This window comes from Flavobacterium arabinosi (genome assembly GCF_048158725.1).
In the GTDB taxonomy this organism is placed as follows: domain Bacteria; phylum Bacteroidota; class Bacteroidia; order Flavobacteriales; family Flavobacteriaceae; genus Flavobacterium; species Flavobacterium arabinosi.
Map to the genome: position 1 here is coordinate 308,067 of NZ_JBLNKX010000001.1, position 24,314 is coordinate 332,380.

21 protein-coding genes are annotated in these 24,314 nt (G+C 35.0%); 9 read left to right on the forward strand and 12 right to left on the reverse strand.

Features of this window, described 5'->3' with window-relative positions; translation table 11 throughout:
* Positions 1-79 precede the first annotated feature (79 nt).
* From ACM55K_RS01225 to uvrC, 3 genes are all read right to left on the reverse strand, one after another.
* Complete coding sequence (locus ACM55K_RS01225; protein WP_416848407.1) at positions 80-1,237, reverse strand: homogentisate 1,2-dioxygenase; 1,158 nt, start codon at positions 1,235-1,237, stop codon at positions 80-82.
* A gap of 184 nt (positions 1,238-1,421) precedes the next feature.
* Entirely contained in the window at positions 1,422-3,617 is a 2,196-nt protein-coding gene (locus ACM55K_RS01230; protein WP_416848408.1) for a patatin-like phospholipase family protein, read from the reverse strand.
* 37 nt (positions 3,618-3,654) lie between these two features.
* Positions 3,655-5,454, reverse strand: a complete 1,800-nt coding sequence (uvrC, locus tag ACM55K_RS01235; RefSeq protein ID WP_416848409.1) for an excinuclease ABC subunit UvrC — start codon at positions 5,452-5,454, stop codon at positions 3,655-3,657.
* A 127-nt stretch (positions 5,455-5,581) separates the two neighbouring features.
* On the opposite strand from uvrC, the gene ACM55K_RS01240 reads away from it, so the two are divergent.
* From ACM55K_RS01240 to ACM55K_RS01250, 3 genes are read left to right on the forward strand one after another with little or no spacing between them, the layout of a single operon-like run.
* Entirely contained in the window at positions 5,582-6,565 is a 984-nt protein-coding gene (locus tag ACM55K_RS01240) for a succinylglutamate desuccinylase/aspartoacylase family protein (RefSeq protein WP_416848410.1), read from the forward strand.
* The gene (locus ACM55K_RS01245) at positions 6,555-7,121 is read left to right on the forward strand and encodes a 5-formyltetrahydrofolate cyclo-ligase (RefSeq protein WP_416848411.1); all 567 of its coding nucleotides are present in this window, start codon (positions 6,555-6,557) and stop codon (positions 7,119-7,121) included. Before ACM55K_RS01240 ends, ACM55K_RS01245 begins: the two co-directional genes overlap by 11 nt.
* A gap of 41 nt (positions 7,122-7,162) precedes the next feature.
* On the forward strand, positions 7,163-7,363 hold the full coding sequence (locus tag ACM55K_RS01250; RefSeq protein WP_416848412.1) for a hypothetical protein: 201 nt from the start codon (positions 7,163-7,165) through the stop codon (positions 7,361-7,363).
* 70 nt (positions 7,364-7,433) lie between these two features.
* Here ACM55K_RS01250 and ACM55K_RS01255 read toward each other — a convergent pair whose 3' ends face one another.
* The 6 genes from ACM55K_RS01255 to gdhA form a co-directional block, all read right to left on the reverse strand.
* Complete coding sequence (locus ACM55K_RS01255; RefSeq protein ID WP_416848413.1) at positions 7,434-8,039, reverse strand: lipoprotein signal peptidase; 606 nt, start codon at positions 8,037-8,039, stop codon at positions 7,434-7,436.
* A gap of 85 nt (positions 8,040-8,124) precedes the next feature.
* A complete protein-coding gene (locus ACM55K_RS01260; protein ID WP_416848414.1) occupies positions 8,125-8,505 on the reverse strand; it encodes a TraR/DksA family transcriptional regulator in 381 nt (126 codons plus the stop codon).
* Positions 8,506-8,513: 8 nt separating this feature from the next.
* The gene (gene ileS / locus ACM55K_RS01265) at positions 8,514-11,972 is read right to left on the reverse strand and encodes an isoleucine--tRNA ligase (RefSeq protein WP_416848415.1); all 3,459 of its coding nucleotides are present in this window, start codon (positions 11,970-11,972) and stop codon (positions 8,514-8,516) included.
* 176 nt (positions 11,973-12,148) lie between these two features.
* Positions 12,149-12,862: a DNA repair protein RecO gene (recO, locus tag ACM55K_RS01270; protein ID WP_416848416.1), complete on the reverse strand. Its 714-nt coding sequence runs from the start codon at positions 12,860-12,862 to the stop codon at positions 12,149-12,151.
* A gap of 54 nt (positions 12,863-12,916) precedes the next feature.
* Positions 12,917-15,205, reverse strand: coding sequence for a type IX secretion system anionic LPS delivery protein PorZ (gene porZ / locus ACM55K_RS01275; protein WP_416848417.1), 2,289 nt, complete (start codon positions 15,203-15,205; stop codon positions 12,917-12,919).
* Between the two features lie 125 nt (positions 15,206-15,330).
* The gene (gene gdhA, locus ACM55K_RS01280; protein ID WP_416848418.1) at positions 15,331-16,674 is read right to left on the reverse strand and encodes an NADP-specific glutamate dehydrogenase; all 1,344 of its coding nucleotides are present in this window, start codon (positions 16,672-16,674) and stop codon (positions 15,331-15,333) included.
* A 321-nt stretch (positions 16,675-16,995) separates the two neighbouring features.
* On the opposite strand from gdhA, the gene ACM55K_RS01285 reads away from it, so the two are divergent.
* A complete protein-coding gene (locus ACM55K_RS01285) occupies positions 16,996-17,799 on the forward strand; it encodes a THC0290_0291 family protein (RefSeq protein WP_416848419.1) in 804 nt (267 codons plus the stop codon).
* A gap of 76 nt (positions 17,800-17,875) precedes the next feature.
* Here ACM55K_RS01285 and ACM55K_RS01290 read toward each other — a convergent pair whose 3' ends face one another.
* Positions 17,876-19,021 carry a cystathionine gamma-synthase gene (locus ACM55K_RS01290; protein WP_416848420.1) on the reverse strand — a complete coding sequence of 382 codons (1,146 nt, stop codon included), beginning with the start codon at positions 19,019-19,021 and terminating at the stop codon, positions 17,876-17,878.
* Positions 19,022-19,208: 187 nt separating this feature from the next.
* Between ACM55K_RS01290 and ACM55K_RS01295 the strand changes: the two genes are divergently transcribed.
* Positions 19,209-19,952, forward strand: coding sequence for a DUF3298 and DUF4163 domain-containing protein (locus ACM55K_RS01295; RefSeq protein ID WP_416848421.1), 744 nt, complete (start codon positions 19,209-19,211; stop codon positions 19,950-19,952).
* An 88-nt stretch (positions 19,953-20,040) separates the two neighbouring features.
* On the opposite strand, the gene ACM55K_RS01300 is transcribed toward ACM55K_RS01295, so the two are convergent.
* Positions 20,041-20,496 carry a DinB family protein gene (locus ACM55K_RS01300; protein ID WP_416848422.1) on the reverse strand — a complete coding sequence of 152 codons (456 nt, stop codon included), beginning with the start codon at positions 20,494-20,496 and terminating at the stop codon, positions 20,041-20,043.
* Positions 20,497-20,572: 76 nt separating this feature from the next.
* On the opposite strand from ACM55K_RS01300, the gene ACM55K_RS01305 reads away from it, so the two are divergent.
* The 4 genes from ACM55K_RS01305 (at position 20,573) to nadD (ending at position 23,208) form a co-directional block, all read left to right on the forward strand.
* Entirely contained in the window at positions 20,573-20,923 is a 351-nt protein-coding gene (locus tag ACM55K_RS01305; RefSeq protein ID WP_416848423.1) for an arsenate reductase family protein, read from the forward strand.
* Between the two features lie 98 nt (positions 20,924-21,021).
* Positions 21,022-21,882, forward strand: coding sequence for a YicC/YloC family endoribonuclease (locus tag ACM55K_RS01310; RefSeq protein ID WP_416848424.1), 861 nt, complete (start codon positions 21,022-21,024; stop codon positions 21,880-21,882).
* An 84-nt stretch (positions 21,883-21,966) separates the two neighbouring features.
* The gene (gmk, locus tag ACM55K_RS01315; protein WP_416848425.1) at positions 21,967-22,542 is read left to right on the forward strand and encodes a guanylate kinase; all 576 of its coding nucleotides are present in this window, start codon (positions 21,967-21,969) and stop codon (positions 22,540-22,542) included.
* A gap of 84 nt (positions 22,543-22,626) precedes the next feature.
* A complete protein-coding gene (gene nadD, locus ACM55K_RS01320) occupies positions 22,627-23,208 on the forward strand; it encodes a nicotinate (nicotinamide) nucleotide adenylyltransferase (RefSeq protein ID WP_416848426.1) in 582 nt (193 codons plus the stop codon).
* A 125-nt stretch (positions 23,209-23,333) separates the two neighbouring features.
* Here nadD and ACM55K_RS01325 read toward each other — a convergent pair whose 3' ends face one another.
* Positions 23,334-24,230 carry a LysR family transcriptional regulator gene (locus ACM55K_RS01325; RefSeq protein WP_416848427.1) on the reverse strand — a complete coding sequence of 299 codons (897 nt, stop codon included), beginning with the start codon at positions 24,228-24,230 and terminating at the stop codon, positions 23,334-23,336.
* Positions 24,231-24,314: the final 84 nt, after the last annotated feature.

The window sequence follows — 24,314 nt, forward strand, 5'->3', positions numbered from 1 at the left end:
CCTTTTATTACCCTGTCAGGGTTTTGAACCCTGATAGGGTAATAAAAGATTGCAACGGATAGCAGGAAATAGCTCCTTATTACTCTACCCAAGATTTATAATATTGACCATCATCCAATCCCATGGCCTCTTCGGTTACCATTAACGGGCGGAATGTATCGACCATAACTGCTAATTCATGTGTTATGGTTTGACCAATGCTGCGCTCCATTGCTCCTGGCGCGGGTCCGTGCGGAATTCCTTTTGGATGTAACGTAATGTGACCTTGTTCGATATTATTGCGGCTCATAAAATCTCCGTCTACATAATACAAAACCTCATCGCTGTCGATGTTGCTGTGATTATAAGGTGCCGGAATTGCTTTTGGGTGGTAATCATACAATCTTGGAACGAAAGAGCAAACTACAAAAGTCGCTGTTTCAAAAGTTTGATGAACCGGTGGCGGTTGATGTACGCGACCCGTTATAGGTTCGAAATTGTGAATACTGAATCCATAAGGAAAATTATAACCGTCCCAACCTACTACGTCAAAAGGATGTGTGGCATATACAATTTCGTGGATCATGCCTTCTTTTTTGATTTTGATAAGGAAGTCCCCTTTTTCATCATGCGTTTCTAACTCGTTTGGCAAAATAAAATCACGTTCACAAAACGGAGAATGCTCTAGATGCTGACCGGATCGGTTTTTATAGCGTTTTGGAGTATAAAATGGCGCAAAAGATTCGACGTAAAACAATCGGTTTTCTAAAGTGTCAAAATCGATTTGATAAATTATTCCACGTGGAATGATCAGATAATCTCCATATTTAAAGGAAATATTTCCCATCATAGTGCGCAATTTCCCTTTCCCTTTGTGAATGAAAATCATTTCATCGGCATCGGCATTTTTATAGAAATAGGTACGCAAAGATTGTTTTGGTGCAGCTAATCCAATGGTGCAATCTCTATTGACCAGCATGGGTTTGCGACTGTCCAGAAAATCATCTTCAGGTTTTAACTCAAACCCTTTTAACAATAACGATTTTATGTTTTTTCCAATGGCAATTTTTGGTTCAACGGAGTAGGAATTAAGAATTTCTTTTATTTGTGTTGGTCTGTGAACATGATATAACAGTGATGAATTGCCATGAAAACCCTCTGTCCCAAAAAGTTGTTCGTAATATAAACCACCGTTTGGTTTTTCGAATTGTGTGTGTCTCTTTTGAGGAAAACTTCCTAATTTATGATATAAAGGCATGATTTTTTTGTTTAAAAGTGTAACAATTTAAAGTTGAGATTACTTTATAATGCGCTATGATAAATCAAAAAAAGGGTACTCACTCAGGATTTCTCTTGATAAGGAATTGAAGATAATCTAATAAACCTAGCCATTTTGTTTTCATTATAACAAATATCGGAATTATTATTGAAATAAATTACAATTAAAATAAAAATCCAATACTAAACCAAGTGTATCCTTTTCCAGTTTCCGGCGACCAGGAGTGTTTTATTTCTACTGGTCCAATTACCGTTTCAAGACCATATCCTACCGCATATCCTGAATATTTTGGAATCGAAATCCAATCTACTGATTCAAAAATTCTATCCCCAATATTGGCGAAATTTGCCGAAAAGTTGAGATGATTATTTTTATAAAACTCATAATCAATTGTTCCAGTTGATTTTATATAACTATTGGCAGCCACACTTAAGTAATCATAACCGTATAAATACTTAAAATTATTTATGGGATTATAACCATACCCCCCCAAAATAAAATTAAAAAAAGCTACACTTTCATTGCCAAAAGAAAATCCCGCGTCAGTTTGAAATTTTATTGTTGCATTTTTAAAAAGTGTTGCCGCTATTCCAAAATCGCCTTTTGCAATAGAGAACGATTTGAAGTCTCCCGTGTAATTTGAAGAAAGTAAATAGGATTGAATATCCCCTGAAAAATACCATCCTTTTTTAGGGAAATATTTATTATCAAAGGAATCAAATTTCATGTACCCAAAAACACTTAGATAATTACTTTTATCAATTATGGGATCCACATTAGCCAATGTTTCCGATTTTATTTTTAAGAATTTAAGCTCTACTCCACCTCCTATTAGAAATTTTTGTACGAATAAAGATTGAAAATAAGCTTGATTTGTTAAGTCGGTAAAATCAACATTGATTGAATTTACTTCACTTAAATTCAAATTACTTATCCCTTTAGCCACATTTCTATTAAACTGATTGAACTGCGATTTAAAACCAAAGCTCATATTAAATCCATTCTCCACATAGTAATCTAAATTGTATCTGATATTATCTCCTAAAACAATATCAAATGACGCTATATCATTTTTAAAAAGCGTTTTTTTACGGGTCAAATTAACCAGAACAGCACTTTTAAACAAATTATCATAATGCAATCCAAATTTTAAATAAGTCTTTGTGGAATTTTCTTTCAAACTGAGATTTAAGTCGTCATTATTTTCATTAGCATCCAACGAATAAGATATGGCACTGAAGTTTTGAGTGGCATTAATATTGTTAATCCCTTTCAACAAATCATTGTACGTAGTTTTAACTCCTGGTTTAAACCTTAGTTTACCAACAACATAATCATGAGTATAATTGTCCAATTCATTACAATTTATATTTTCAATTTGTAAACTGTCGGTGATTATTTTTAGTTCCGGTTTCTTATATGGTTTTGATTCATCAACTAACAGTTTTAATTTTTCAAAAACAGAAAATGTTGCTTCTTCTCCCTTTCTAATAATTTCTTTGCCTTTATCAAATGATATAACACCATAGTTTTTGATATCTGGTTTTATATAAATATCAGTGTCTTTTACGTTTCTCTTCATTCTTTCTCTTGATTGAAGATTTGTAATTTGTACCAAAATTTTTGTGGCGTCTTTAAGTTGGGTTCTATCCAATAAATCATTCTGAACATCAACGCCTATAATAATATCAGCTCCAAGTTTTCTAACCTCTTCAATGGGATAATTATTAGCAACACCGCCATCTACAAGTAGTTTCCCATCAATTTCCACAGGAGAAAACAAAGATGGAAATGCCGAACTGGCAATCATAGCCTGAGCCAAATTCCCTTTATTCAATAAAACTTCTTCTCCTGTTTCTATATTGGTCCCAATACATAAAAAAGGAATGGGAAGCTTATTAAAATCCTTTATATGCCTAACGTTTCTGGTAATCCTACTCAATAAATTATAATTGTACATCCCCTTTGACAATGCTTCAGGAATTCCAATTTTTAGTTTATTAAATGGCAGAACCAACGCATATAATTCGTCGTTTCGTCTTTCATAAAAATTTTTAGAAGATCTGGGAATGAAGTCGTTTAATAGTTCATCAAAATTTGTTGATTGAAAAATGGAATCAATCTGACTTGCATTATATCCCGAAGCATAAAGCCCGCCAACAACCGCTCCCATACTGGTACCACCAATGTAATCAATCTTGATTCCTGCTTCTTCAAGCACTTTTAAAACACCAATATGCGCAAATCCTTTAGCTCCACCACCACTTAAAACCAAACCTATTTTTGGTCGGTGTTGCTCTTGAGAAAACAAAGTTAAACTCATACAAAAAACAATGAATAAAAGCGCAATTTTCTTCATAAGTAGCAATTTGGTAGGTAATCGAAAGGTGTATTAATTATTCGTTAGTTGCCTTGTAAAATTCGGTAATTTTTTTGGCTTTTGATACACCTATAACGTCAGAAATTTCTTTTTCTGTCGCTAACTTCAATCTTTTAACACTTTTAAAGTGCTGAATCAAAGTCAGCATCGTTTTTTCTCCAATGCCAGGAATGCTTTCTATCGAAGAATTTAGTGCCGCTTTACTTCTTTTATCTCTGTGATGCGTAATTCCAAAACGGTGCGCTTCGTTCCGCAATTGCTGGATTACTTTCAAGGTTTCTGATTTTTTATCTAAATATAAAGGAATAGAATCCCCCGGATAAAACAACTCTTCCAGTCTTTTTGCAATTCCAATTATAGCTATTTTTCCTCGCAAACCCAATTCATCAATACTTTTCAGTGCCGATGATAATTGTCCTTTTCCTCCATCAATAATGATTAATTGTGGCAAAGGTTGCTCTTCGTCTAATAATCGCTTGTATCTTCTGTAAACTACTTCGGTCATAGATGCAAAATCATCCGGTCCTTCGACTGTTTTTATATTGAAATGACGGTAATCCTTTTTACTGGGTTTTCCATCTTTAAAAACAACACAAGCCGCTACTGGATTTGTTCCTTGAATATTCGAGTTATCAAAACATTCGATGTGACGCGGTTCAACAGGCAATCGCAAATCTTTTTGCATTTGCGCCATAATCCTTTTCGTATGCCGATCAGGATCTACAATTTGCAATTGTTTTAATTGTTCGATTCTATAAAACTTAGCGTTCCGAATGGATAAATCCAAAATTTGTTTTTTGTCTCCCAATTGCGGAACGGTGATTTTTATGTTTTCACCCAAATCAACGTGAAACGGAACTATAACTTCCCGAGACAACAATTGAAAACGCTCTCTCAATTCGATAATCGCTAATTCTAATAATTCTTCATCGGTTTCGTCGAGTTTCTTTTTGATTTCCATTGTATGCGAACGAATAATCGAGCCGTGAGAAATTTGCAAGAAATTCACATAGGCCGCACTTTCATCCGAAACTATCGAAAAGACATCGATGTTGGTAATTTTTGGATTTACAATCGTGGAACGCGATTGATAATTTTCCAGCACTTCTATTTTTTCTTTGATTTTTTGCGCTTCTTCAAAATGCATATCAGCAGCCAGATTCGTCATGACCCGCTTGAAATCTTTCATACTTTCCTTAAAATTTCCTTTTAAGATTTCGCGAATAGCATCAACCTGCTTCTGATAATTTTCCAAAGTTTCAAAACCTTCACAAGGTCCCATACAATTTCCAATATGATATTCGAGACAAACCTTGAATTTCCCGCTATCAATATTGCTTTTGCTCAAATCATAATTACAAGTTCTAAGTGGATATAATTCTTTAATCAGCTCTAAAATAGTATGCACCGTTTTGAAACTGGTATACGGCCCAAAATATTCCGACCCATCTTTAACCATTCTTCGAGTGGCAAATATGCGCGAAAAAGGTTCTTTTTTGATACACAACCACGGATAACTTTTGTCATCCCGCAATAACACATTGTAACGAGGCTGCAAGGTTTTTATAAGGTTGTTTTCCAATAAAAGCGCATCGGTTTCCGTAGGAACTACTATATGTTTTATGGTCACAATTTTCTTAACCAGCACATTGGTTTTGGCTGTGTCATGAATTTTATTAAAATAGGAAGAAACCCTCTTTTTCAAATTTTTGGCTTTGCCTACATACAAAATTTTCCCTTCCTTGTCGTAATATTGATATACGCCGGGATTATCAGGCAAGGTCTGTATTTGTAAGGCTAAAGATGTTAGATTCATGTAACAAAGTTAATCTCAAAAATCACGAAATACAAATCAATGTCCTCGAAATCTTTCTGACGAAAGTTTTATCAGAATTTTACTTTCTAATTCGTTATTATCCTTATTTTTATCTTTTCAATATCTTATGATAAAAATCAATACGACACCCATAGTTCTTTTTGGCGAAAGCATCATTCCTGGCGAAAGTAAAACCATCAACGTGGAAATTGCCAGATTACATACCACAACAAAACTGAACATCCCTATTATTGTCCGACGCTCTAAAATCGATGGTCCAGTGGTTCTTTTCTCCGCAGGATTACATGGCGACGAAATCAATGGTGTAGAAATCGTCAGGCAGCTTATCCATAAAAAAATAAACAAACCGAAAAGAGGCACAATCATCTGTATTCCTATAATAAACGTATATGGATTTGTCAATAAATCAAGAGAATTTCCTGATGGCAGGGATTTAAATCGAGTTTTTCCAGGAAGTAAAACTGGTTCGCTAGCCAGTAGATTCGCTTTTCATATTTTAACGGAAATTATGCCAATTGTAGAATACGCAGTCGATTTTCATGCTGGTGGAGCCAGCCGTTTCAATGCCCCGCAAATTCGTCTTACTCAAAACAATGCAGCGTTAAAAATATTAGCCGATGTCTTTAATGCACCGTTTACTTTATATTCTAAAAACATTTCAGGATCTTTCAGGAGTTCCAGTGAAAAATTGAATGTAAAAATGCTCCTTTTTGAAGGTGGAAAATCACTAGATATCAACAACACTATTTCCGATGAAGGTGTAAATGGAGTAAAGCGCCTGTTATCTCACCTTGACATGCTGGATCCAAAACATTTTGTTATTAGACAAAAAACACCAACTATTTATATTGAAAAATCTGGGTGGATAAGAGCCAAATGTTCCGGATTGTTGCACGATTATGATACAATAGGTAAATTTGTAAAAAAAGGAACTATTCTTGCGACCATAACAGATCCTTTTGGGAAATTTGAACGAAAAGTAAAAGCGCCAAATGACGGTTACGTAATCAATGCCAATCATTCGCCTATTGTTTATGAAGGCGATGCTATTTATCACATGTCGAATACTAACGAAGAAGATGAAGAATAAAAAAGAATTAAGATTAAAGCACAAAGCCTTGCGAAATTCACTTTCGCAAAATGAATTGGAAGAAATGAGTTTGGCTATCGCCAATAAAGTACTGGAACTTCCTATTTGGGACAAAACCTATTTCCATATTTTCCTTCCCATTACGGAACACAAGGAAGTTAACACCGAATTTATTCTGCACTTGTTATCAGGAAAAGACAAGGAAATTGTTCTTTCCAAATGCGATTTTAAAACGTGTAATTTGGTTCATTTTCTTTTGACTGACAACACCAAAATCAAGAAAAACGAATACAATATTCCCGAACCTGTCGATGGGATTGAAGTTCCTGCACATAAAATTGATGTCGTTTTTGTACCCCTTTTAGCATTCGACAAAAAAGGGAATCGAGTGGGTTACGGTAAAGGATTTTATGACAAATTCTTATCAGAATGTAAACCGGATACAATCAAAATTGGCCTTTCTTTCTTTGATCCTGAAGAATTGATTACAGATATTTTTGAAGGCGATGTTAAACTGGATTATTGTGTGACACCAAATTTAATTCACTCTTTTTAATTCTGAATGCGTACTTTCGCATATAAACCCAAATTAAAGCCATGAAAAAAATTCAATACTCAAGATTTGCAACAATTATTTTAATTGCTCTATTTGCCATTTCACTATCTAACTGCGCGGTTAGAGTAGGGACAAACTCGAACAGAGCCTCTTATAAGACTAAAAGAATACCACCGGGACAAGCCAAAAAAATGAATGGAGACCAAAGCGCTAAACGTTACGCTCCAGGGCATAACAAATAAATCCAATAAAAAAAGACCTATTCAAGTTATGAAATAGGTCTTTTTATTTTGTAAATTCTTTGTTGAAAATTTAGGCTGTTTTATGATGAAATGCCTTTTTGTTGAAAAAAATCAAAATCCCAACTCCTGTTGATATAGCCATATCGGCAACATTGAAAATAGCATTGAAAAATGTAAATTCTTTTCCGCCCCAAATTGGTACCCAACCCGGCAAATATCCATGCCAAAAAGGAAAATAAAACATATCTACAACTTGACCATGAAACCAGGTTCCGTAAGGCTTGTCGGTGAATAAAGTAGCTAACTGCTGGTGACTGTCGTCAAAAATCACTCCATAAAAAACAGAATCTATTATGTTTCCAAAAGCGCCTGCAAGAATTAATGCAATGGCTACAATTAAGTAATTAGAACTGTGTTTTCTTTCAACAGAATCCCACAACCAATACCCAATTCCGCCAACGGCAACTAATCTAAAAAGTGTCAGGAATAATTTTCCGTATGCTCCCGGGATTTTAGTTCCCCATGCCATTCCCTCATTTTCAATAAAAAGAATTTTGAACCATTTAAACACTTCAACTTCTTCGCCTAAAATAAAATTAGTTTTAATGTATATTTTTGAAACTTGATCAACAAGCAATATGATAAAAATAAGGAGATATGCTTTTCGTAATGACATTTTATAAATTTTAATGGCGCAAAAGTAACAATTTAATCAAAAAAAACGCTCCCAATGGAGCGTTAAATATTGTTCAGCAAGAGGTTTATCGTTGCAAGTTTTTTGCTTCGATACTCATTGTTGCGTGAGGAACGATTTTCAATCTTTCTTTCCCAATTAATTTGCCTGTTACTTTGCAAATTCCGTAGGTTCTGTTTTCTACACGGAAAAGTGCATTTTTCAAATCACGAATAAACTTTTCCTGACGTATCGCCAGTTGAGAGTTTGCTTCTTTTGACATCGTTTCACTCCCCTCTTCAAAGGCTTTAAATGTAGGCGAAGTGTCATCAGTCCCATTATTCAAATCATTCATATAAGCACTTTTTATCAAATCTAAATCTGCTTGTGCTTTTTGAATTTTGTTAAGGATTATATCTTTGAACTCTGCCAAATCAGCGTCAGAGTATCTTGTTGCTTCATCTACCATATTCTAAATTATTTAGTAATTATTATTTTTGTTTTTATTTGGTCAAATTCAATTTCCGTACCGTTTTCTATTTCATCTACAAAAACCAAATCGCTGGTTAATGTTTCTGATTTTATATATGCTTCATTTTTAAGAATTGCCTCTTCTAAAAGTCCATTTCTTTTCAGTTGAACTTTAATTTTATCAGTTACTTCAAATCCTGAATCTTTACGGATATTCTGAATTCTATTTACTAATTCTCTAGCAATTCCCTCTTGTTTTAATTCTTCAGAAATTGTAATGTCAAGCGCAACTGTTATTCCGTTTGAATTGGCTACCAGCCAGCCTTCAATATCTTGTGATGTTATTTCTACATCTTCTAATGTTAAAGTTACGTTATTTCCTGCAATAACAATATCCAGACTTCCTTCCTTATCTAATTGGCTGATTTGCGCTGCAGAAAACCCTTGTATGCCCTTAGAAATCAATCCCATATCTTTTCCAAAGCGCGGTCCTAGTGCTTTAAAATTAGGTTTAATTTGTTTTACCAAAACACCTGAAGCATCATCCAAAAGTACGATTTCTTTTACATTTACCTCCGCTTTTATAAGGTCGGAAACGGCCTCAATTTCAGCTCTCTGATTCTCGTCAAGTACTGGTATCATTACCTTTTGCAACGGTTGACGCACCTTAATCATTTCCTTCTTTCGGAGTGATAAAACCAGTGATGAAATGGTCTGTGCCTTCTGCATTTTGCTCTCTAACATTTTATTAACATAGTTTTCAACCGAAACCGGAAACTCCGCCAAATGTACACTGTCATATTTTTCCGACTGTGTTGCTAAAGTTAAATCTCTGTAAAGTTTGTCCATAAAGAATGGAGCGATAGGCGCACCCAGTTTACTTATGGTTAACAAACAGGTATATAAGGTTTGATAAGCCGCGATTTTGTCCTGTGCATATTCCCCTTTCCAGAAGCGTCTTCTGCACAAACGAACGTACCAGTTACTCAAGTTTTCCTGTACAAATTCAGAAATTGCACGAGCTGCTTTCGTTGGTTCATAATCCGCATAAAAACCATCCACTTCTTTTATCAAAGTGTTCAATTCCGACATGATCCATTGGTCAATTTCCGGTCTTTCGTTTAATGGAATCTCTGCTTCTTCAAATTTGAAACCATCAATATTGGCATACAAACTAAAGAATGAATACGTATTGTATAATGTTCCAAAGAATTTTCTACGAACCTCAGCGATTCCTTCTAAGTCAAATTTCAAATTGTCCCAAGGATTCGCATTCGAAATCATATACCAACGCGTTGCATCTGGACCATATTCTTTTAATGTTTCGAATGGATCTGCAGCATTCCCTAAACGTTTGGACATTTTCTGTCCGTTTTTGTCTAAAACTAATCCGTTAGAAACTACATTTTTATAGGCTACTTTATCAAAAACCAAAGTTCCAATAGCGTGCAACGTATAAAACCAACCACGCGTTTGATCCACTCCTTCTGCGATGAAATCAGCAGGGAAATCTTTATTTTGGTCAATTTTATCTTTGTTTTCAAAAGGATAATGCCATTGCGCATACGGCATGGAACCTGAATCAAACCAAACGTCAATCAAGTCCGCTTCACGCGTCATCGGTTTTCCAGAAGCAGAAACCAAGGTGATTTCATCGACTACATTTTTATGCAAATCAACTAAATCGTAATTTGTTTCCGCCATATTTCCAATTTCAAAACCTTTGAAAGGATTTTCTTTTTGGAAACCTGCAGCGATTGATTTTTCAATTTCGTTGTATAATTCTTCAACAGAACCGATTAAGATTTCTTCTGTTCCTTCTTCGGTTCTCCAAATTGGTAACGGAATTCCCCAAAACCTTGAACGCGATAAATTCCAGTCATTGGCATTTTTCAACCAATTCCCAAAACGTCCTTCTCCAGTCGCTTTCGGCTTCCAGTTGATGGTTTCGTTCAGGTCGAACATTCTGTCTTTAACTTCTGATATTTTTATAAACCAAGAATCTAAAGGGTAATATAAAATAGGCTTGTCCGTTCTCCAACAATGCGGATAACTGTGCACGTATTTCTCAACTTTAAACGCTCTATTTTCTTCTTTTAATCGAATGGCGATTTCAACATCTATCGAACGTTCTGGCGCTTCACCATCATTATAATATTCATTTTTAACATATTTACCTGCATATTCACCCATATGTGAAGTGAATTTCCCTTGTAAATCTACTAACGGAACTGGAGTTCCATTTTCATCAAGAACTAACATTGGCGGGACTTCCGGCGAAGCTTCTTTAGCTACTTTGGCATCATCAGCACCAAATGTTGGTGCCGTGTGTACAATTCCTGTTCCATCTTCCGTAGTAACGAAATCTCCTGAAATTACTCTAAAAGCATTTTCTGGATTTAGATATGGCAACGCGAACGGCAGTAATTGTTCGTATTTTATTCCAACCAAATCAGCTCCTTTACATTCAGCCAGAACTTGGTAAGGAATTTTCTTGTCGCCTTCCTTGAAATTTTCAAAATCAGCTGGTTCTGAACTTTCGAAGAACCCTTTCCCGAATTGTTTTCCAACTAAATTCTTAGCTAAAATCAATGTTGCCGGACGAAAAGTATATTGATTAAATGTTTTTACTAAAGCATACTCGATTCTTGGGCCTACAGTCAAAGCCGTATTACTGGGTAAAGTCCAAGGCGTTGTTGTCCATGCCAAGAAATAGATTTCCTCTAAATCCAAAGCTTCTAATTTGTAATGCTGTAAGTTTTTTGAAGTGATATAATCGTAAAACTTAGAGAACAACAATTCTTTGTGCGCTTCGACCACTTTAAATTGCGCTACAACAGTCGTATCCGTTACATCTCTATAACTTCCCGGTTGATTTACTTCATGCGAACTCAAACCTGTTCCTGCTTTTGGAGAATACGGTTGAATTGTGTAGCCTTTGTACATCAAATCCTTGTTGTAGATTTGTTTCAAAATCCACCAAACCGTTTCCATATATTTGGATTTGTACGTCACATATGGATCTTCCATATCAACCCAATATCCCATTTTTTCGGTCAAATCATTCCATACGTCCGTATAACGCATCACGGTTTTTTTACACGCTTCGTTGTATTCTTCGATGGAAATGGTCTTTCCAATATCTTCTTTGGTGATTCCTAATTCTTTTTCGGTACCCAATTCCACAGGTAAACCATGCGTATCCCAACCCGCTTTACGCTTTACTTGGAAACCTTTTTGAGTTTTATATCTGCAAAAAATATCTTTAATTGCACGTGCCATTACGTGGTGAATTCCAGGCAATCCATTTGCCGAAGGCGGACCTTCAAAAAATACGAATGGTGGGTTTCCTTCACGAGTGGTTACGCTTTTCTCAAATATGTTTTCTTTCTTCCAAAAATCAAGTACTTCTGACGCCACAGTTGGTAAGTCAAGTCCTTTGTATTCAGTAAATTTTGTGCTCATTTTATCCTTTTCTAAATCGAGGTGCGAAAGTAAGAAATAGTTATGAATTATGAGTTATGAGTTATGAGTTTTTGCGTGAGGGATGGAAGAGGAAATCCTTTTATGGAGTTTACGTAATAAAAGATTGAAACGAACAGCCCGACCCGAAGTTTTTACGTAGGGTCACGCCCAAATTTTTAAGAGAAAACCTCCTTTAAAACGTCTAAAGATTTTGGTTTTTTAAAGCCATCTAAGTGAAAACTGTAATAATCAATTAGAATTCTTAAAACTATTTGTCTTTCAATGACATGGAATATTTTTTGATTGGTATCGAATTTTAAATCAATCAGTTTTTTGAATAAATTACTTTCATGTTCGGTGAGCGAACTAATGGCATGAAAGGGCGTGAAAACACCTTCGTTCATTTCGAAAAAAGGCATATCCATATCAGAAATATCGGGGTAAAAGCCCAAATATTTTGTAGTTTCCAATAATAAAATCAAATGAAAATTGGCAATTTCATCGTGATTGTCCAACCAATGCAAGGCCGTTTCCAAAAAAGTAAACAGGTGCTCGTTTTTTTCTTCTTCGTGAATCGAATGGTGCAGCATTTCCGAAATGAACATCACAATCGTGCTTTTATAAATATCCGAATGAATGGAATGAAAAGGAGAAGCGATTTTTATTTCCTTGAAATTTTCTAAAGTGCCTTTGTTCTTATGAACCGCTTCAATTTCGAGAATGGTCAACGGTTGAAAATAAGCAATTTTCTGATTGGACTTTCTCGAAGAAAAAGCATCCCGAACAAAATACGATTTCAAACCATGCGACAACGTAAAGCATTTCACAATCAAGCTTTTTTCTTGGAATTTTAATGCCGAAATGACGATGGCTTTGGTTTTTACGAGCACAATTTTAATTTAAAGATTGGAAAATGTAAAGATTGAAAAAATCATTCCTCTAAATTACCTTATTATCATTACTTTTTTAACTTTAGTTTCCACTCCGTCTTGTGCCGAAATAAAAATCATATACACGCCTGAAGCCACTTTGTATTTTCCAAAAGCCGTGGTGTCCCATTCTATAGTTCCACCTTCGGAAGTAGTTTCATAAACCAAATTTCCTTCAATATCGGTGATTTTAATATTCGCTTTATCGAGCAATCCGGCAATTTTAACGGTTCCTTGATATTCTGGCCGCACAGGATTTGGATACACATACGCATTATTTAAATCATCATTTGCCTTAGTCGAGACTCCTTTGAAAGAAACCAAACCTTTGGCGGTAGCGATAAAAACTTCGCCCGTTACGCTGTTGATATCAATGTCATTTATAACATTACTGGGCAAGGGCGAATTGCTGGTGGTAAAATGATATTTGGTTTCCTGACCGTTTGGCGACACTAAAAAAACACCTGAATCCGCGGTACCAATCCATTTGTCATTTGCCCCATCAACAACAATATCAGTGATAAATTGTTCGTACAATAATTCTTGAGCCAAATTATCTTCTAATATAATAATGGGATTGGCAGTTAATTGATTCTCAGATTGAAAACTGCTTACATTAGCCAAAATTCGTAATCCTTTTGTAGTGCCTATCCAAAGTTGGTTTCGGGTATCAACGGCAACTACTCTAACATCAGCAATAGGCAAATTTCCTGTATCAGGACCTGTGGTTATTTTCTTGAATTTATTAGTGCTTTCGTTAAAACCAATAACCCCATCGCTACTTGTAGAAAGCCATTTCGTACCGTTTTTATCAATGGCAATTGTTCCAAAATTAGTATCAATTGGAGAATCCAGAATAGTCTCCATCGCATAACTTTGCCATTGTCCATTAGTTTTCAAAACTTTCAATCCGTTTTTTATTCTGCTATTGGTTACCCAAAAATTCCCAGATTTATCAAATGCTGCTCCGTTTATCCGAATATCAATATAATTTGGACCCGCAAAGGTTAATGATTCTAATCCGCTATTGGTTTGATTGTACAAAATTTTCGGAGCATCATTTTCAATTTTTAACAATCCTGAAAAAAAAGAACTTGCATACACTTCATTTTCCTTACTGGGATTAACCGTAATTCGGGTCATGGATTTAGCTCCCAAAACTTTCTCATACGGAATATTCAACCACCCTGTTGCGCTGAATTTACTCACGCCATAACTATCTAAATCATACGGATTATAATCTACTGAATAATCGCCATAAACCGTCCAAAGCGAATTTGATGTGGCTTGAAGCGCAAATATATTATTCCGAGAAGGTCCAATTGGAGTCGTATTTTCGAAAGCCGTAACTGAAGAAAGAGAAGTAGTAATCAATCCATTTTCTTTTGTTCCAATGAAAATGGTGTCGCCTATTATTGCCGCACAATTAAAACTGGGAGTGCTTTCCGTAATTTGGTTTGTGTTTATTTGGCGTACCAAAGCCATCTGACTGTTGTAAATATAAATACTGTTTAGAGTCGTCACTATCAAATAACCCGCAGTTGTTCTCATATCCAAAGCTGGTGATGAAAGCGCTAAATATCCTGTAAATGAATTGGTGTTCACATTGTATTTATAAATGTATCCTGAAGCATTAACAGCAAACAAATCTGTTCCTAATACTGTTACACCAGACCAGTTTCCAGCAGCAATTGTTTCCCATTGGCTAAAATCTACTAAGTTTTTATTTGAAATATTGGCTCTTTTTATACCGTTATTTGTAGCTGCATAAATAAATCCATTAAACAATGCTGTTTGGTTCACCATTATTTCGGCTCCATTTGTACCAATAAAATAGGTGTCCCCAAATTGCATGGTTGATAAATTGAATTGAACTATTCCAAAATCACAGGAAACATAAGCAATGCCTTCAAATTCCATGAAGTGATTGATTTTTTTTATGTTTGAAGGAAGTTGTTTATTAATAATATCTACCACTTTGAGTATGGTTCCATCGGTTTCATTGATGACTATTATCAATCCGTTTTCGTACCCTACAATTGTTTTATTGAATGTTGCACTGTGGTATAATGCCGAAATGGTTTCTCCAGAAAGTCCATCAATAGTATTGGTAGTTTTAATTTGGCTTGTTATTACATTTTTAGAAAACAAGGCGTTTTCTGAAGCGGCAAAAACTGCGGTTGTAGATTCTGAAATATCTTTAATTTCATTATAAGAGAAATATCCTTGCCACGACAGATTACTTTGGGCAAAACCCATTTGGATAAAAAGTAAAAGCAAAAAACATAAACCGTTCTTTTTCATTATTTGCATGAATATTGGTTTACAAATATAGAACAAACGAAAGTATTAGAATTTTGTTACACAAAAAAAATGCCTTCCATCCGTAACATCGGCAGAAGGCATTTTAAATTATAATTAAACCTGATTTATACTACTCCTTGAGCTAGCATTGCATCAGCTACTTTTACAAATCCAGCAATGTTTGCACCTTTTACATAGTTTACATAACCTTCTTCGTCAGTACCATATTTTTTGCATTGATTGTGTATTCCTACCATAATCTCTTTCAATCTAGAGTCCACTTCCTCACTCGTCCAGTTTAGACGAATTGAGTTTTGTGTCATCTCTAATCCTGAAGCTGCTACACCACCTGCATTTGCTGCTTTACCCGGAGCAAAAAGCACCTTAGCTTTCAAGAACAATTTGATTGCCTCTAGCGTACAAGGCATATTTGCCGCCTCAGTTACACAAATAACACCATTTGCAATTAAATTTTTTGCATCTTCCTCATTCAATTCGTTTTGAGTTGCACAAGGTATCGCAATATCAACTTTTACTTCCCATACGCTTTTCCCTTTGTGGAATTTAGCTTTTGGATATTTTTCTAAATAAGCTTCGGCCCTATTATCTCCTCTTGCTCTTAATTCAAGCATAAAGTCAATTTTATCCCCAGAGATTCCTTCCTCGTCATAAATATATCCATCAGGACCAGAAATAGTGACTACTTTTCCTCCAAGGTCGTTTATTTTTAAAGCTACTCCCCAAGCAACATTTCCAAATCCTGAAATAGAAACTGTTTTACCATTAATATTTTGCCCAATAGTTTTAAGCATTTGTTCCGCAAAATAAACTACTCCGTAACCCGTCGCTTCCGGTCTAATCAAAGAACCTCCATAAGCCAATCCTTTACCCGTTAAAACTCCGGTAAACTCATTTCTTATTCTCTTATATTGGCCAAATAAATAACCAATCTCTCTGGCTCCAACACCAATATCTCCGGCAGGAACGTCTAATTGTGGTCCAATATGCCTGCACAGTTCCGTCATGAAAGACTGACAGAAGCGCATTACTTCCCCATCAGATTTTCCTTGTGGATCAAAGTCAGATCCTCCTTTACCACCACCCATTGGCAAAGTGGTCAAACTATTTTTGAATACTTGTTCGAATGCTAAAAATTTAAGTACCGATAAATTTACGGTATGATGGAAACGTATTCCTCCTTTATAAGGTCCAATTGCAGAATTCATTTGGATTCTAAAACCTCTATTTACCTGAATTTCGCCTTTATCATCTACCCAAGGAACGCGAAATATAATAGAACGCTCTGGCTCAGCTATTCTGAGAAGCAAATTTTTTCCATCATATTTTTTTTGCTCCGCAATAAATGGGATAACAGTTTCAGCAAATTCTCTAACAGCTTGAATAAATTCAGGCTCATTTGGATTTTTTGACTCAACTTGAGCCATAAATTGATTTATTTTATTTTCCATCTTGAAATAAATTATTCAAACAAAATTAATATTAATAGTTCCTTAAATACAATAATCGCTTTTAAGAAAACGTTTTCGTTAGTGAATACAAAGATACATCTTATAAAAATATTGAAGTCTATTTTTTTGTTTTATAGATAGAATTATCTTTTTATTAAGCAATTATAAAGAAATATACTTTTAAAACACCGTTTGTAACGAAATCGTTGTAGTTTTCGTAAGCAAATAAGAATTTGTTTACTTATTTTTTAATTTTAATGATTTTAATTTTAATGATTGATGTTTTTATATATTTGTCTGGATTTGAAAATTTATCATCTAATGATCAAACAAACAATTCTTACTTTACTCCTATTATTTGGTTTTTCAAATAATATAAATGCGCAATTTGGTTTTTCGCATGAAGTAGGAATTATAGCCGGGCCTGTAGCTTTTCAATCTGATTATGGAGAACGCCACGATTTGAATACGAACTCTGGAAATACTGGTGTCGGAATTGGGATTATTCATTATTTAAATTTCTCTTACAAAGCTGAATGTAACTGTTATACTCCTGAAACTTATTTTAACGACCATTTTAAGTTAAGATCAGAACTTTCTTATAATAAAACCGAATTAAAACATTTTGGAGAATGGGTAGAACCAAATAAAACTTCTCTTAGAGCAGATCAATTACGCGCCATGAGAGGAACTACTGCAGTTACTAACATAGGAATGCAACTGGAATATTTCCCTCTTAGCATTCGTGATTTTACCTCCAGAATTGGTAGTTTAGGGCCATTTATAAGTCTTGGAGGACAATTTAGTTATTATAATGCCGAAGCCTATTCAACAATGGGGCCTTTAGGAACGCCCTTGACAACTTTTCCTAAATATTTAACTCCTTCAGATGGCCGCAATTATGGTTTTTCTACAGAAGGTGGATCGGTTTGGTCAGTTGTGTCAAGTGTGGGAACCCGTTATAAACTGACTCCTTTACGAGATTTAATGATTGATTTAAGATTCCAATATTTTTTTTCCAATTGGGTGGACGGATTAAATCCAAATCCGGAACTTTACAAAGAAAACAAAGCAAACGACTGGTTGGTTTGGTTGAATGTTGGTTACATCTATTACTTGCAATAGCAATTACAATCCTTTATAAAAAACAAAACCCCAATTCTGAATTTAGAATTGGGGTTTTGTTTTTTATAAATATTGTTTACGCTAATGCTTGTTTCAAATCTTCGATTAAATCTTCGGCATCTTCAATACCAACGCTCAGTCGAACCAAATCATCCGTAATTCCAATTGCTGCACGTTTGTCTTCCGGAATCGATGCATGTGTCATCAAAGCCGGGTGATTTGCCAATGATTCTACTCCGCCTAAGGATTCGGCCAAAGTGAAAACTTTTAGCTTTTCAAGAAAGTCAATCGCATCCTCTTTTTTACCCGAAACAAAGGTAAAGGAAACCATACCTCCAAAACCACTCATTTGCTTTTTAGCAATTTCATGATACGGATGGCTTGGTAATCCTGGATAATAAACCCTTTTAATTTTTGGATGGTTGCTTAAAAAATCCACTACTTTTCCTCCGTTTTCACAATGTCTTTCCACACGCAAATGCAAGGTTTTTATTCCTCTCAAAACCAAAAAACTGTCCATTGGCCCGAGTGTGGCTCCAGTCGCAAATTGTTGAAAATGCAATTGTTCTCCCAGCGCTTCATCTTTTACGATTAATGCTCCAGCAATAACATCAGAATGCCCGCCAAGATATTTAGTTGCAGAATGCATGACAATATCAGCGCCTAAGTCTAATGGTTTTTGCAAATAGGGTGTTGCAAAAGTATTATCTACTGCAAAAAGGATTTTCTTCTCTTTTGTGATTTTAGCAATTTCCTGAATATCTGCTAATTTCATCAATGGATTGGTAGGCGTTTCTACCCAAACCAATTTCGTATTTTCATTGATTAATGACTTGAATTTCTCCATGTCATTCATATCCACAAAATGGAATTTTATGCCTGAATCTTTATAAATACGGGTAAACATTCGATACGTACCTCCATATAAATCGTCCATCGCAATGATTTCGTCACCTGCTTTGAAAGAACGTAAAATACAATCCGTGGCCGCTAATCCTGACGAAAAAGCCAATCCTCGTGTTCCGTTTTCAATACTCGCCAATGCATTTTCGAGCGCTGATCTGGTAGGATTTGCAGCTCTACTGTATTCATAATCCGGATTTATCGGGTGTCCGGGACTTGTTTGCACAAATGTTGACGTTTGATACACCGGAGGCATAACTGCTCCCGTACTTGGATCATGGTGTTGACCACCGTGAATAACTTTAGTATTAAATTTCATATGTAGATAATATTTGTTTTTTAATGGAATATGGTATCGCCTTTCTACAATATTATATGTGATTTTGAATCATGGCGATTTCATATCGTTTAATTTTCAAATGCTGAATTGTTTTACAAATTTACCTTTTAATTTATTCTAACCAAGCCGCAAGTTGATACCTTTGTATATAATTAACAATTTTGAAATGAAACACTTTATCCTTTTTTCGGTATTACTTTTTTCTGTGGCGCGTTGTTCTAATGAATTGGTTTTTGAAGAGCAATCTTTTCAGAAAAAAACGACTTTGCCCTGCAAGGAAAATTGCCCTCAGATAACTGTAAAAATCCCGGTTGCAAAGGATATTCCCGTTGTTGCGGACAGCATCAATAAAAAAGTGTTTTCAGTATTGAAGGAGATTATTTATTTTGGCGAAAAGCCATATACTTCAACTAATTATAACGGATTATTAACCTCGTTCATTGATTCCTATGAAAAACTCCAAAAAGAATTTCCGAAAGACACTTTTGGTTGGGAAGGCAAAATTGAAGGAAATATTAAATACCAATCGGATAGTATTTTGAACATCGAAATCAAGCATTACACCTTTACCGGTGGCGCTCATGGCTATGAAGGATTGCGTTCGCTGATTTTTAATCCAGAAACAGGAAAATACATCCCGAACAATCAATTGTTTAAAAACAAGAATACTTTTATGGCTTTCGCCGAAAAAAAATTCAGAGCCAAATATAAAATCCCGGAAAACAAATCTATAAACGCAACTGGGTTAATGTTTGAGGACGAGAAATTTTATCTACCACAAAATATTTTCTATACCGATAAAGGATTGCTTCTTTATTACAATTCCTATGAAGCTGCATCCTATGCTGATGGGCCAAAAGAATTGCTATTGTCTTACAAGGAAGTAAACGATTATTTGGTTGCAAAATAACCAAGACTTTCCTGAAAGAATTATAGTCGCCAGAAATTGTAATATGTCAGCCCTAATAACAATAAAAGATTATAACGGATGGCGCGACTTAAACAAATTTTCGGATACTCATCATCATTCCGGTGTGAACAGCCTCATGATAGACGTTGAAAGAAATAGCATCTTCGGCAGTTTTTATCGTAAAACCGTTCATGGTAGTGAATTCCTGAAAATGTTGGAATACTTTGTTCTCTAAATCAGCTTTTGTTTGATTGATGGTTTCAAAAAGAAACGATTGAATCTCCTCTACATCAGCTTGTGTTGCATCTTGTTCCGGCTTGGTTCCTCTTTTAAATTTTTCGACCATTTCATCCGAAATCATCATAGGCAAACCCGACAATTTGTAAACCAACATCTGCTGAACCACAACAATATGCCCAATATTCCAAATCAAATTATTGTTATAGCCCACTGGAATTGCGTTGAGCTGCTCTAATGTATATCCTTGTAAAAACTTTGACAAGGTATTTCTACTGTTTTCGGTAATACTAAACGTTTGGTGCATTTTTCGAATTTTTTGATAAAAATAATCATTTTCCGTATCAAATGATTTTTCTTTGCACAAAGAAATCGTTATTTACATGGACAAAATATATTATCTCGCTTCTTGCGATACCTGCAGAAAAATCATAAAATCATTACCGAAAGACCATGATTTTAAGTTTCACGACATCAAACAAGACCCGATTACAGCGGAGGAATTGGAACACATGCGCGAACTTTCCGGAAGCTATGAAGCACTTTTTAGCAAAAAAGCACAGTTGTACAAATCGATGGATTTGAAGAATAAATCTTTAACCGAAGATGATTACAAAAAATACATTTTGGAACATTACACCTTTTTGAGTCGCCCTGTTTTTATTATCAGCGACAAGATATATATTGGCAATACACAGCAAAACATGTTGCAAGTAATGAAAGCTTTGGCATAGACCAAAAATCATCAAAATTAGAACAAAACCACCGGTAATTCACCTCTTTGGGTGTTTCGGTGGCTTTTCCTTATCTTTGACCTCTTTTAGAAAATTATATGATACAATCAATGACGGGTTTTGGTAAAGCGACTTTGCAATTACCAACCAAAAAAATCACGGTAGAAGTAAAATCCTTAAACAGTAAAGGTTTGGATTTGAATGTGAGAATGCCTTCGCTATACCGCGAAATGGAATTGGGTTTACGCAACCAAATTGCTCTAAAACTGGAAAGAGGAAAAGTAGATTTTTCTATTTTTATCGAAAGTACAGCGGAACAAACTTCGACGAAAGTCAATGTGCCTATTGTAAAAGCATACATCAACCAGTTGAGAGAAGTCTATGCCGATGCTGATGAAACGGAACTAATGAAAATGGCCATTCGCATGCCGGATACCATGAAAATAGAGCGTGATGAAATCGATGAAAACGACTGGGTACAAATCCAAACCGTTATCGAGGAAGCGTTACAAAACATCTTGACCTTTAGAAGAGATGAAGGAATGTCACTTGAAAAAGAATTTCAGTTGCGCATTGGCAATATCCGTCAATACATGACCGAAGCTTTAGCACTGGATCCCGAACGTGTTCAGGCAATAAAAGACCGTTTGCAAACTGCAATTTCAGAACTAAAAGTCAATGTTGACGAAAATCGTTTTGAGCAGGAACTGATTTATTACTTAGAGAAATTAGACATTACCGAAGAAAAAGTACGTTTGACCAATCACCTTGATTATTTCCTTGAAACCATCAACGGTACCGAAGCCAATGGTAGAAAACTAGGTTTCATTACCCAGGAAATGGGACGTGAAATCAATACGATGGGTTCTAAATCCAATCACGCACAAATGCAAAAATTAGTCGTTCAGATGAAAGACGAATTAGAAAAAATCAAAGAACAGGTATTGAACGTATTGTAAAAACATATCTAGTAGAGACGTGATTCATCGCGTCTTTTGCATAAAATATAGAAGCATTCATTGCGACTAGAATTAAACAACAACATGAGTACAGGAGGAAAATTAATCGTTTTTTCGGCACCATCAGGATCTGGAAAAACTACCATAGTTAGGCATTTATTAAGCAAAGAAGATTTGAATCTTGAATTTTCTATTTCGGCAGCTTCCCGCGCATCAAGAGGCGAAGAAGTAAATGGAAAAGATTATTATTTCATGTCGACCGAAGAGTTTAAAAAGCACATCAAAAACGAAGACTTTCTGGAATGGGAAGAAGTCTATCGCGATAATTTCTACGGAACTTTAAAAAGTGAAGTAGAACGCATTTGGGCCAAAGGAAAAAATGTGATTTTTGATATTGATGTATCTGGCGGATTGCGTATCAAACATAAATTTCCAGAAGAAACTTTAGCCGTTTTCGTGAAACCACCAAGCGTGGATGAACTAAAAAGAAGATTAAAGGAGCGCTCTACTGAAAGTGAAGACAAAATCAATATGCGTATCGCCAAAGCTTCTGTAGAATTAGCAACAGCACCACAGTTTGATGTTATTATAAAAAACTACGATTTGGATATCGCTCTTGAAGAAGCATATCAATTGGTAAAGAATTATGTTAAGGATTAAAAGATTGAAAATTAAAGAATTGAAAAATTCAAAGTTATTTCTAATCTTTAAATCATTTAATTTTTAAATCTTTAAATTAAATTAATGAAAATAGGTCTTTATTTTGGAACGTTTAATCCCATTCATGTTGGGCATCTCATTATTGCCAATCACATGGCGGAACATGCCGATTTAGACCAAGTATGGATGGTGGTTACACCACACAATCCTTTGAAGAAAAAAAGCACTTTGCTGGATGATTACCATCGTTTGCAAATGGTACATCTTGCCACCGAGGATTTCCCAAAAATCAAACCTTCGGATATTGAATTTAAATTATCACAGCCTAATTACACCGTGAACACGTTAGTTCACTTACAGGAAAAATTTCCGAATTACGAGTTCTCCTTAATCATGGGCGAAGACAATCTTAAGTCGTTGCACAAATGGAAAAACTACGAAGCGATTCTGGCACATCATGAAATTTATGTCTATCCCAGAATTTCAACCGAAGCAGAGAACCTAATGTTTAAGGAGCATCCAAAAATCCACATGATTGATGCTCCGGTTGTAGAAATATCGTCAACATTTATTCGGGATAATATCAAAAAAGGGAAAAATGTACAGCCTTTGTTACCACCAAAAGTTTGGGAATATATTGATCACAATAATTTTTACAGGAAGTAATAATATTGTTTTACTCTATTCTTGTCAGGTTGAGCGCAGTCGAAACCTTTTTTTAATTCAACTGTCAAAAAAGAATCTCGACTGCGCTCGATTTGACATAAAAGCTATAGTACTTTATTATAAAATTACTTCAACACACTTTTCAATTCTAGTTCAATATTTTCGAAAATAGCACTCAAATTCTCATTTTTACCCGATAATAAAAACACTTCCGTACTTGGCATTTGCTTGCTGTTCCATAGTAATTGTGCTTTTTTTTCAGCAATAAAATTCTTTGCATTTATATCCCAAACTACTCCAATTCCAGTATTTCTGGAAAGTATTTCGAGCATTTCATATTCGGATGGAATGATATAATTGGGAACCATCGAAGGCCTTTTTTTGTTGAAAACATACAACCAAAATAATTTTATGTGTGGAATTTGTGCATTGTGACTGAACCATTTTTGATCGTTTAACCAATGTTCAATTGCCGTGAAATCTTTGATTTTAATATTCGATTTTAATTCGGAGGCATCAACAGTGTTTGAACCCACAATGACTTGTTTGATTTCACCCACCTTTTTCTGAATCGTGTCAAACGTATCGTATTTTTTGGTGACAACTGCAAAATCAAGTTTTTTAGAATCTACCAATTCAAAAAGCGTGTCATTTTCATGAAAGCTAAAATCGATAAAATCAAATTTTGAAATTAAGCAACTTCCCAAACTGCGCATCAAGTGTTTCGAAATTCCAATTGAAATTAATCTATTTGCATCAAACGCTTTGGCACGAAAACCATTCTCCACATTTTCCAATCGGTCTAAAGCCTCTATAATCAGATTATTGAGTAACTTGGCGTATTCCGTTGGTTCCACACCTTTTGACTTTCTATTGAAAAGTTTATACCCTACATGCGCTTCCAACATTGATATTTGCTGACTAACAGCAGGTTGACTGATAAACAATTCTTTGGCAGCCAAAGAAAAATTCCCGTTTTTGTAAACCGATTTAAAGGTTCTGTACCATTCGAGATTGACCATGATATAAATATATTTATCACAAACATAATTTAAATTATTTTTACTAATAGCATATTCGACCTAAATTTGTAGAAACAAAATCAG